Source organism: Microcella pacifica, assembly GCF_009371975.2.
GTDB lineage: Bacteria > Actinomycetota > Actinomycetes > Actinomycetales > Microbacteriaceae > Microcella > Microcella pacifica.
Genome location: NZ_VIKT02000025.1, coordinates 19355 through 28211 on the forward strand (window position 1 = coordinate 19355; position 8857 = coordinate 28211).

General features: G+C 62.3%; 7 protein-coding genes. 3 read left to right on the forward strand and 4 right to left on the reverse strand.

What is annotated here, in order from left to right; translation table 11 throughout:
- Positions 1-24 precede the first annotated feature (24 nt).
- Positions 25-717 carry an O-methyltransferase gene (locus FK219_RS11820; RefSeq protein WP_152584124.1) on the reverse strand — a complete coding sequence of 231 codons (693 nt, stop codon included), beginning with the start codon at positions 715-717 and terminating at the stop codon, positions 25-27.
- A 408-nt stretch (positions 718-1125) separates the two neighbouring features.
- Here FK219_RS11820 and FK219_RS11825 point away from each other — a divergent pair, with 408 nt between their 5' ends.
- Entirely contained in the window at positions 1126-2751 is a 1626-nt protein-coding gene (locus FK219_RS11825; protein WP_165638135.1) for a glycosyltransferase family 39 protein, read from the forward strand.
- Between the two features lie 107 nt (positions 2752-2858).
- Here the strand turns inward: FK219_RS11825 and FK219_RS11830 are convergent, their stop codons facing one another.
- Entirely contained in the window at positions 2859-3770 is a 912-nt protein-coding gene (locus FK219_RS11830; RefSeq protein ID WP_152584126.1) for a glycosyltransferase family 2 protein, read from the reverse strand.
- A gap of 205 nt (positions 3771-3975) precedes the next feature.
- Between FK219_RS11830 and FK219_RS11835 the strand changes: the two genes are divergently transcribed.
- On the forward strand, positions 3976-5088 hold the full coding sequence (locus tag FK219_RS11835) for a glycosyltransferase family 4 protein (protein WP_152584127.1): 1113 nt from the start codon (positions 3976-3978) through the stop codon (positions 5086-5088).
- A 36-nt stretch (positions 5089-5124) separates the two neighbouring features.
- Here FK219_RS11835 and FK219_RS11840 read toward each other — a convergent pair whose 3' ends face one another.
- Positions 5125-6387, reverse strand: coding sequence for a polysaccharide pyruvyl transferase family protein (locus FK219_RS11840; protein WP_152584128.1), 1263 nt, complete (start codon positions 6385-6387; stop codon positions 5125-5127).
- Positions 6388-6754: 367 nt separating this feature from the next.
- Between FK219_RS11840 and FK219_RS11845 the strand changes: the two genes are divergently transcribed.
- Complete coding sequence (locus FK219_RS11845) at positions 6755-7678, forward strand: lysylphosphatidylglycerol synthase domain-containing protein (protein WP_165638136.1); 924 nt, start codon at positions 6755-6757, stop codon at positions 7676-7678.
- Here FK219_RS11845 and FK219_RS11850 read toward each other — a convergent pair.
- A complete protein-coding gene (locus FK219_RS11850) occupies positions 7661-8620 on the reverse strand; it encodes a nitroreductase family protein (RefSeq protein ID WP_165638137.1) in 960 nt (319 codons plus the stop codon). The genes FK219_RS11845 and FK219_RS11850 overlap by 18 nt on opposite strands.
- Positions 8621-8857: the final 237 nt, after the last annotated feature.

Sequence of the window (8857 nt, forward strand, 5' to 3'; positions counted from 1 at the left end):
GTGGTGACGCTGAGGTGGTACGGGTCAGGGCATGCGCAGTGCTGTGGCGTTCTCGCGCACTTCGAGGATCTCGGGGTGGCGGCCGTCGCGGTCGAGCGTGAGCCAGTCGGCGAGCATGGCCTTCTCGTCGTCGCGGTCGGCGTCGTCGATGACGACGATCGCGCCCGGCGCGAGCCGATCGGCCAGCAGTTCGACCGCGGGGTAGCGGGCGTGCGGGCCCGTTCCGCCGGGAGGGCCGTCGACGACGAGCAGGCCGATGCCACTCACGTCGTTCCACGACGGGGCCTCGTACCACTGCTGCTCGCCGTGCTTGGTGGTGACCGCGTCGAGGGCGGCGACGCGCAGGTCGACGAGGTCGTTGACGCCGTTGCGGCGCACGGCGGTGCGCGTCACCTCGGCGAAGTCGGGGGATGCTTCGAGGCTGACGATGCGCACGTCTCCCCCGCGCCGTCGGGATGCGAGGGCCATCCACACGGTGGTCGCCCCGCTGCCCAGCTCGAGCACGGTGCTACCTGCCGGCAGCTCGCGAACGTGCTCGGTGAGCATGAGGGCGGTGGCCGGGTATGCCGACCAACTGGTGAGAGGTACGTGCTCCCCGGGGGCCGGGTAGAGGTCATGGAGGGTCAACAGCGCCGAGGTGTCCCTGATCACGTGGTGGCGCAGGCGCGCCTCGAGGGAGCCCGGAGCTGCGCCGAGGGTGCGTTGAACACTCGCCATGGCGCTCTTCAGATTCGCAAGGTCCTTGGAGCGAAGCGCCGCATCTTGAACCCTGATGAGCCGACGGATTGAGGACAGGGTTGCGAGCGAGGCAAGCACAACCGCGGACAAGGTGAGCGCGAGGCCGAAGAGTGCCAGTGAAAGGTCATTAGTGGCGGTCGCCCAGATCAGTAGCGCTACGCCCGCAAGCGTCGCAACGCTCACGACGAACGCCAACCCTCGCCACTTCAGTGTGCCCACGACTCCAGGCTAACGGGCGCGAGAACGACGGACGCGCCGCCGCAGCGAGTTCGACCCTTTGGCGCGAGCCGAAATCACGGGCCTTGCGCGCATCAGTGACACGTGGCTCGCGTACTATCGGGGTTCATGACTGTGGATCCAGAGCGAAGCTCGCCGAACACTTCACTCGTGGATCGAATCGGGTCGCGACTGGCAACCGCCGGGAAGAACACCGCGTCCACGATCGCGAGCGATCGTGCGATTGTGGCCTTCCTCATCGCGGTCTTCATCCTGCGCACCTACTTGTCGGACTGGAACTCGTACTGGAACGACGAGATCCTCTCTGTCTACGTGCACGGAATCTGGAACCCGACGATCATCGACTCGGTAGTCACCCTCTCTGAGAACTCGGTGCATCCGCCCTTCTACCAGTTCTTGCTCTACGCCTGGATGAGCGTGTTCGGCGATGGAGAAGTGGCTACGCGCATGCTTTCCAACGTCGCCGTCACGTTGTCCGGGTACGTCCTCTACCGAATCGTCCGACACCAATGGTCTCGCTACCTGGCTTTCGTCGCTGGCGCCAGCTATTCCGTGATGGCAGTCTCCATGACCTATGCCGTGGAGTCCCGCTCATATGGACTCACGATGTTGCTCGCAACCGTCTCGATGGCGCTCCTGCTAAAGACCCTTCTGGCGCTGAAATCCTCGGGTAATTGGAGCATCGGCGAGCACTGGCCGTCAGTGATCGGAGTGGTGCTGGCGAACATTGGTCTCATCATGACCCACTACTACAACCTCTTCTGGCTGATCGCGCAGGCGCTGGCGCTGTTGTTGTTCATCTTGACTGAGCGTCACCCTCGCGACTGGTGGAGGCCGCTTCTCGTTGGAGCGTCCTTGAGCCTCGCCGCCCCCCTCGCATTCTTGGCCCTATGGGGACAGGTCTTCTTCGGACGCTACGGTCGACTGTCTGACTCGTTCGCCGTCGAGGGCTCTGCTGCATCCACGACTCCCTGGGATCTCTTTATCGCGGTCGTGCTTCGCCAGAACCTCGCTGACTTCCGCTTCATCGTTCCTGCAGTCGCGATTCTCTTGGCCATGGTTGGGGTTCTGAGTTTGTGGCGGATCTTTGCCAATCGCCAGTCGAGACTCGGTTCGAGAGACTGGCTCTACGCAATATTGTTGATCTGGTCATCGCTTCCATTGTTGATTACCTACGTGGTGTTCACTATCGCTGGCGTCGAACGCTACAGCCTTAGATACTTCGTCTATTCTGTTCCGCCATTGACAGCTCTCGTAGTCATCGGAATCGCGACGTTGGTGCTCGCGATACAGCGAAAGTCCCTGGCCGCGACAGAACCGGGCAATCTTGTGTCGACGGCCACCGCTCTACTTATCGCGCTAATGGTGGTCCCCGCGGGATTCGACGCGGCAACGGACAGAAAACACGACTGGCGCGGAAACGTTGCCCGCGTCATCCAAGTTGTCGAGGCATCGCCGGAGACGGACTACTTTCTTGTGGAAACAGGTTTCCAGGAACGGTCTCGTGCGATCGTGTACTTCGAGCGCTACAGCGACGAGATCAGACCCGATCGCGTATTCACTATGGCGGAGGAACGATCTGGCGACTACTCGCAGCTTCTTGCCTCAATTCCGACAGACGCGGACCGCATGCTCGTCTTCTTTAACCATCTCGGGGTCAAGCGGATGCCTGACTTGCCAGGCGTTCTAGATGCTGAATTCACTCGAATCCACGCACAGCTCGATGTCAATGGCCGTGGCTACATCGTCTGGGATCTCGCCCGGCCAACCGAGTAGCCAGGGCCGGGGCGGTCGGCGGGCACCCCTGCCGGCTATTGGATCAAAGTGGGCTGGAAATCCCCCGTGCACTCGCGTGCACTCGCAGATCGACCGCCAGGTGCGTCTCAGCGGTCGCGGTTTCGGCCGTAGACGACCAACTCCGCGAGCAGACCGAACACGAGCAGCTGGATTCCCACGACGACGAGCAAGAACCCGGCGATGAGAAGAGGCCTGTCACCAAGCGGAGCACCCAGGAACCAGGTGATGGTGAGGTAGACGAGGATCGAGATACCCGCGAGCAGTGAGACGAAACCCAGCCCGCCGAACAGGTGGGAGGGTCGGTGCTCGTAGCTCATGATGAATCGCACGGTCAGCAGGTCCATGAACCCGCGCCAGAAGCGGGCGAGACCGTACTTGCTCGACCCGAACATGCGGCGGTGATGCTCGACCGGAACCTCAGTGACACGGTGGCCCATCCATGCCGCGATGACCGTGAGGTACCGGTGAAGCTCGCCGTACATCATCGGCCTCACGTTGTCGGCGACGGACGCCCGCATGACCTTGAATCCGGAGTTGAAGTCCTTGCCGGGAACGCCAGCAATGATCGACGTGGTCTTGTTGTAGAGCCGCGACGTGTACTTCTTGATGAAGCGGTCCCGCCGCAAGAGACGAGCACCCGTGACGAGATCGAATCCCTCGTCCAGCTTGCCCACCAAGCCCGCCAACTCGCGCGGGTCGTCCTGGCCGTCGGCGTCCATCATGACGACGATCTCGGCGCCTGACTCGACCGCGATCGAGAACCCTCGCTTGAGCGCCGCAGCTTTGCCGGTGTTGCGACCCATCTGCTCGAGCCGCACGGTCGCGTCGTCACTCGCCAACCCCCTCGTGACCTCCGCAGTCTCATCAGTCGAACCGTCGTCGACGACGAGAACGCTGCCCTCTCCAATCTCCGCGAGTGCGGTGACGATCTGAGGAATGACGACTTCGAGGTTTTCAGCCTCATTGAAGGCGGGAACGACCACCCAGACTTGTGCCACTGCTGTCCCTTTGCTTGACGGTGAGGATCGACGCGGGGAGCGCCAGCGACGAGCCTACTCGGAGCGCGCATCAGCGCGTGCCGTCAACCATCGCCCGCGCTGCGTGCTGCACGCTGAGAGTCGAGGGTGGTTAGGCTTGCGGGGTGGCGCGAGCGCATGCCGCAGCACGCGCTTCTCAGCGCAGGAGGAATAAGGACGAGGACGCATGGCAAGCCCCCAGAACGTAGTCATCGTCGGCCCCACCCACCCGCATACTGGAGGAATTGCCCAGCACAACACGCGGCTTGCCCATGAACTGTTGCAGCGGGGCGTAAACACTCGCATCGAATCCTGGAGCGCCCAGTACCCCAGAAGGTCTCGAAACGGGCTGGGCGAGCTCCCCGCCGATAAGCCCGAGCTTCCGCTCTTCCCCCACGTTGTCGAGCGCCTGAAGTGGTACTCCCCTCTCTCCTGGATCTCACTTCGACGGCGACTCAGGAACGCAGACACGTCCATTTTCGCAGTAGTGACTCCCTTTCATGCTGTTCCCTATGCGCCCAGCCTGATCGGTCGCGTCGCGACGGAGAGGGTCGCGATCGTTCACAACGTAGTCCCGCACGAAAGCAGCCGGCTCGACCGATTCCTCATGCGGTGGATGTTGACCCGGATGGATCGGTTGATCGTTCACAACGAAGCCCAAGCAGAGCTCGCCCGCGGGCTGGGCGTGAAGGCGAGCTGTGTCACAGTGTCGCCGCTTCCGTTCCCCGGAATCGGCGAGGGATCAGAACCTACGCCTCCGCCCTATCTGACGTCGACAGGCCCTCTGCGGCTCCTGTTCTTCGGCATGGTCCGGCACTACAAGGGCCTGGACCACCTGCTTGAGGCGCTCGCCCTGACGGACTCAGTAGAGCTGGAAGTTGCCGGTCACTTCTGGGAGCCGGTGGACAAGTACCAGGAGCAGATTCATCGGCTGGGGATCTCGGATCGTGTGCAGCTTCGCGATGGGTATGTCGAAACTACCGAGATGGCGGCCATCTTCGCGCGCAACGACGTCGTGGTTCTGCCGTACAGGAGTGGCACATCAAGCATTGTGACCGACCTCGCGTTCGCTCACCTGCGCCCGGTGATCGTGACCGACGTCGGCGACCTCTCTGACGAGATCGAAGAAGCGGTGACGGGACTCGTCGTCCCCCCGCTCGACACACGCGCGCTCGCGGATGCGATCCAGAAAGCCAGCGACAGGGCCCTTCTGAGTGAGATGAGCAATGGCGTTGCACGTCGCCCCGACAAGTCAGTCGCGGAATGGGCTCTCTATGTCAGTTGTGTACTCCGAGATTGAGAGTTCCCCCACCCACTCACGACTGGATCAGCCGAGTCAACGCGCTCTATCTAGTCCGGCCACGTTGCGACGTGCCTTGTCTCGCAGACCCTCCCGCGCGAGCTCGACGGTAGATGTCAGTTCATCAAGATTTCTCAGCGACTCCTCGACGAGCGAGAGTAGGCCTCGTCGGGCTTCCGCGCCACCATTGATGAAACTCGACGTGCCGAGTAGCTCGTAGAAGCCCGCCACCTTGCCTTGGTACCCCACAGTCACGGTGGGTGTCCCGACACTCGCCGACAAGATCGACAGGTGCATGCGACCGGTCACTGCAAGGTCGGCGAGAGACGCGAGAGACGCGACCTCGCCGGGGGAGAGCAGGCGTCTGATGGGAAAGACCTCCGCCGTGTCACCTACTTTCTCCATCAGCGCATCGACCAAGTCGATGTCACTCGGCACGCCTCTCGAGACATGGGGTAGAGCGACGAACGCGCACGAGCTTCCGACTGGGGAGTTGATAAGCGCCTCGTACGTGTCGACGAGGCCGCTACTCGCTTCGATGAGACCGTTGGAGTTCAGGAGCACGATTCGACGACCCTCGGACCGCTGCTCGGTGCACCATCCCTCGAGGCCGATCTCAGTGATCGGCCGAGGTTCGGTGAGCAAGGCGATGTCGGCAACCGGTACAACCCGTTCGCCTCCGTCTGCGATGAGTCGACTGACGGACTTCGGGTCTCTCGCAAGCAAGTCAAGGGCACGCGACGCCCGGACCATCTCGCGACGCGCCGCGGGCGAGGGCGCATCGTTCCAGGAGAAGCCCAGCACGCGAGCGTCGACTCCGAGCTCGGCAGCGAAGCGGGCCAGGCGGAATCGTCTCACCGACGGAGACTCCCAGTAGGCGCCATCCATGATGTCGGCACCGACGACCGAGAAGGAAAGAGCACCTCGAAGTCGCGGGGCAAGGCGCCGTAGGTCACGGAGGTGCTGCCATGGCAGGCCGTACAGCAAGCCGGGCATCGCGACGACGGTCGAGCGATCCGCGAGCTCCTGGGGCATCTCCCCCACATCACCTGCGCGCCTCGTGATGATGAGTACGGGACCGCTGACCGAGGCGACGAAGGCCTCGACCATCGCTTGATCGCCGATGTTTCCCGCGCCTGGTGGTGCGAGAAGGATGTGAGCGTCGGAGTGATGAGCCGGGACGTGTGACTTCCCTGCTTTCCTGAGAATGGCGGATCCCCGCCAGTCCTCGACCGCCAACACCAGCCTGTTTTCGGCCAGGGCCCGCACACGACGAGCGATCTTCTGCTTCGACTGCACTCGAGCGGTCCTCTCCACTAGATAGCGTGTGGGCTGCGAGCGTGCGCTCAACAACCAGCATCACAAGACGCCTGTTCTCCGGCTCACGACGATGACGCCCTCGAACCGCGAACGAGACTATCGGCCTCAGCTTGTCTGTTGCGGCCACCAGGCAGGGCAAAGGACGGCGCAAGTAGATTGCGGGCTCGGCCTTGATCCAACTCTACGGCGACCGGATACCCGCTGCTGACGACCAGCGGCGCTCCCGGAGGTTGGTAGTCTGCAGCGCGATGAAAGAGCCATCATGACTGGGCCCGAGGAGACTCCCTCGCGGCGATCTCGAGCAACCGCACTCGCGAAGCGATTGATCCCCTGGGTCTTCTACGTCTTGCTCGGCGCGTTCCTCATCGCGTATCTGTTCACCGTCGACTACGACCTCTTGCTCTCAGTCGAGCTCAACTGGTGGTTCATGCTTCTCGCGACCATCACGATCCTCGTTGCTCGTGGGTGGGCAGTCGCGATCTGGCTCACAATCCTGCGGGGGCTGGGGGCGGGTCGATTCTCCAGTGTTCCCACACTGGCGTTCGTCTACGCGAAGTCTTGGCTCGGCCGATACATCCCTGGTACGGCACCCTGGATCCTCGGCAAGATCTACTTCGCCTCGCGGCAAGGGCTCTCCAAGACGAAACTCGCCATTAGCTCTCTTCTCGAAGCAGGCCTGCAGATCGTCGTATCGCTGGTGATCGGCCTCGCCATGATCTTGTTTGATCCGAGAACCGCCGTAATCCCTGACGAATACCGCTGGCTAATGGGCATTGCGGTGGTCTTAGGCGTGCTCGTGCTCATGCCGCCCGTGTTCAACCGAATACTGCGCTTGCTCTTTCGAGTCTCGAAGAGAGGGTCACTCGATTCAGCATCACTTCCATCCTGGAACACGGTGTTGGCCGGCACAACGATGTATGCGTTCGTTACCGTCCTGGCGGGTCTGGCCGCCTTCTTCGTGACCGCCGCAGTCTGGCCGGAGTTGAGCTGGGGAGACGCTTGGTTCGTGATCGGTGTCACGAGCCTTGCGGCTGCGATCAGCATGCTCGCCGTCTTTGCCCCGGGCGGAATCGGAGTACGCGAAGCGATTCTCATTCTGTTGCTGAGCACGATCATGCCGAGCGAGATAGCGCTCATCGCAACGATTCTGCTGCGACTGTGGTCAATCGTCGGAGACTTCCTCTTTCTCGGGATCACCTACCTCGTCATGCGCGTCGCAGGTCGCACGCCACCCGACATTCCCACGACGCCTCTAGGATCCGACGCCTGAGCCTTCCGACTGGATGCCATCCAGAACGACCTCGCTGACGGGGCGTCGGGGGGAGCGCGCAATGCGGTGACCCTCACGCCCGTAGCCGATGGCCATCATCATGATCACGATCTCGTGATCGGCGACCCCGAGACCCGACCTCAAGCGCTTCATCCGCTGCGACGAAATACTCAGGTTGAGCATCAGACTGTCAAGACCCAGAGCGTGCAAGGCCCAGGACAAAGTCATCGCAAAGAGTCCGCCCTCGATGAAACCCTGGTTGCGTTCGCTCGACCCAGTGAACAGTCGCGCATCGACGGTAACGAGCGCCAGCGCGGGCACGTGAGCGATTCCTGCATTGCCGTTCTGGAAAGAGAGCGCGTGACGCACATCCTCGGGGTCACGGTAGAAGCGCACGAACCACGACTGCCGATTGCAGACCGACGGCGCGTTGATGGCGAGTCGCACTGCCCGAACAAGGATGTCGTCGCCGACCTCTCGATCGCTGTAGTCGCGAACGCTGTGCCGGCTTGAGAAGAACTGATCGGCATCCGCGATACCGCGATCAGCGGCAGTAGCGAGGGGGCTCACTTCTTCTGCAATGGGGCCACCCGAGTTCCAGGTGACGAGTGCTTCACGCGCGGAAGTGGCGTGGGACCGATATTCCGCCTCGTCGGCGACCGGCAAGAGCATGTCGAGGCGATCAAGGACGTTCGCGCCGAAAGGCTTCTTGGGTTCGCGTAGCGCGAGACCCTTCTCCACGCGGTGGTAGTCCTTCGTGAGTTGAGCTTCCAGGTTTCGGCCGCTCAACTTCGCGGTCGCACCCCAATCTTCTGGCCCGCTGTGGCGAGCGAAGCGTCGGCGGTCGTATCGATACTCAGCTCGCTGCGCCTGCGCGTTCCAGATCGACCTGGCCAGCCGTACGAACCACTCCGGCGCCCATCGTCTCAACGTCGCCTTCATTGCACACTCCATTTCCCATGTCGCCAGACAGCAGTAGCTCCCGCGATGAGAATCCTAGGCTCCCGCTCGTGAGTGTCAGATCGGTACGGAGGTGAAGGTAGTCTCTGAGAAGGTCGTGGGGTCTGCTGCACGGATAGGTGACATCTGACATGGCTTGCCCGAGGGGGTGGGCCTGGAAGGATGCCATCGTGCCTAAGCCCTATCCGAAAGAGTTCCGCGATGACGTTGTGCGCGTCG

Bases quoted from the DNA above. Each gene is read 5' to 3' on its own strand.
- FK219_RS11820 (WP_152584124.1), bottom strand. From the start codon at position 717: ATGGCGAGTGTTCAACGCACCCTCGGCGCAGCTCCGGGCTCCCTCGAG.
- FK219_RS11835 (WP_152584127.1), top strand. From the start codon at position 3,976: ATGGCAAGCCCCCAGAACGTAGTCATCGTCGGCCCCACCCACCCGCAT.
- FK219_RS11850 (WP_165638137.1), bottom strand. From the start codon at position 8,620: ATGAAGGCGACGTTGAGACGATGGGCGCCGGAGTGGTTCGTACGGCTG.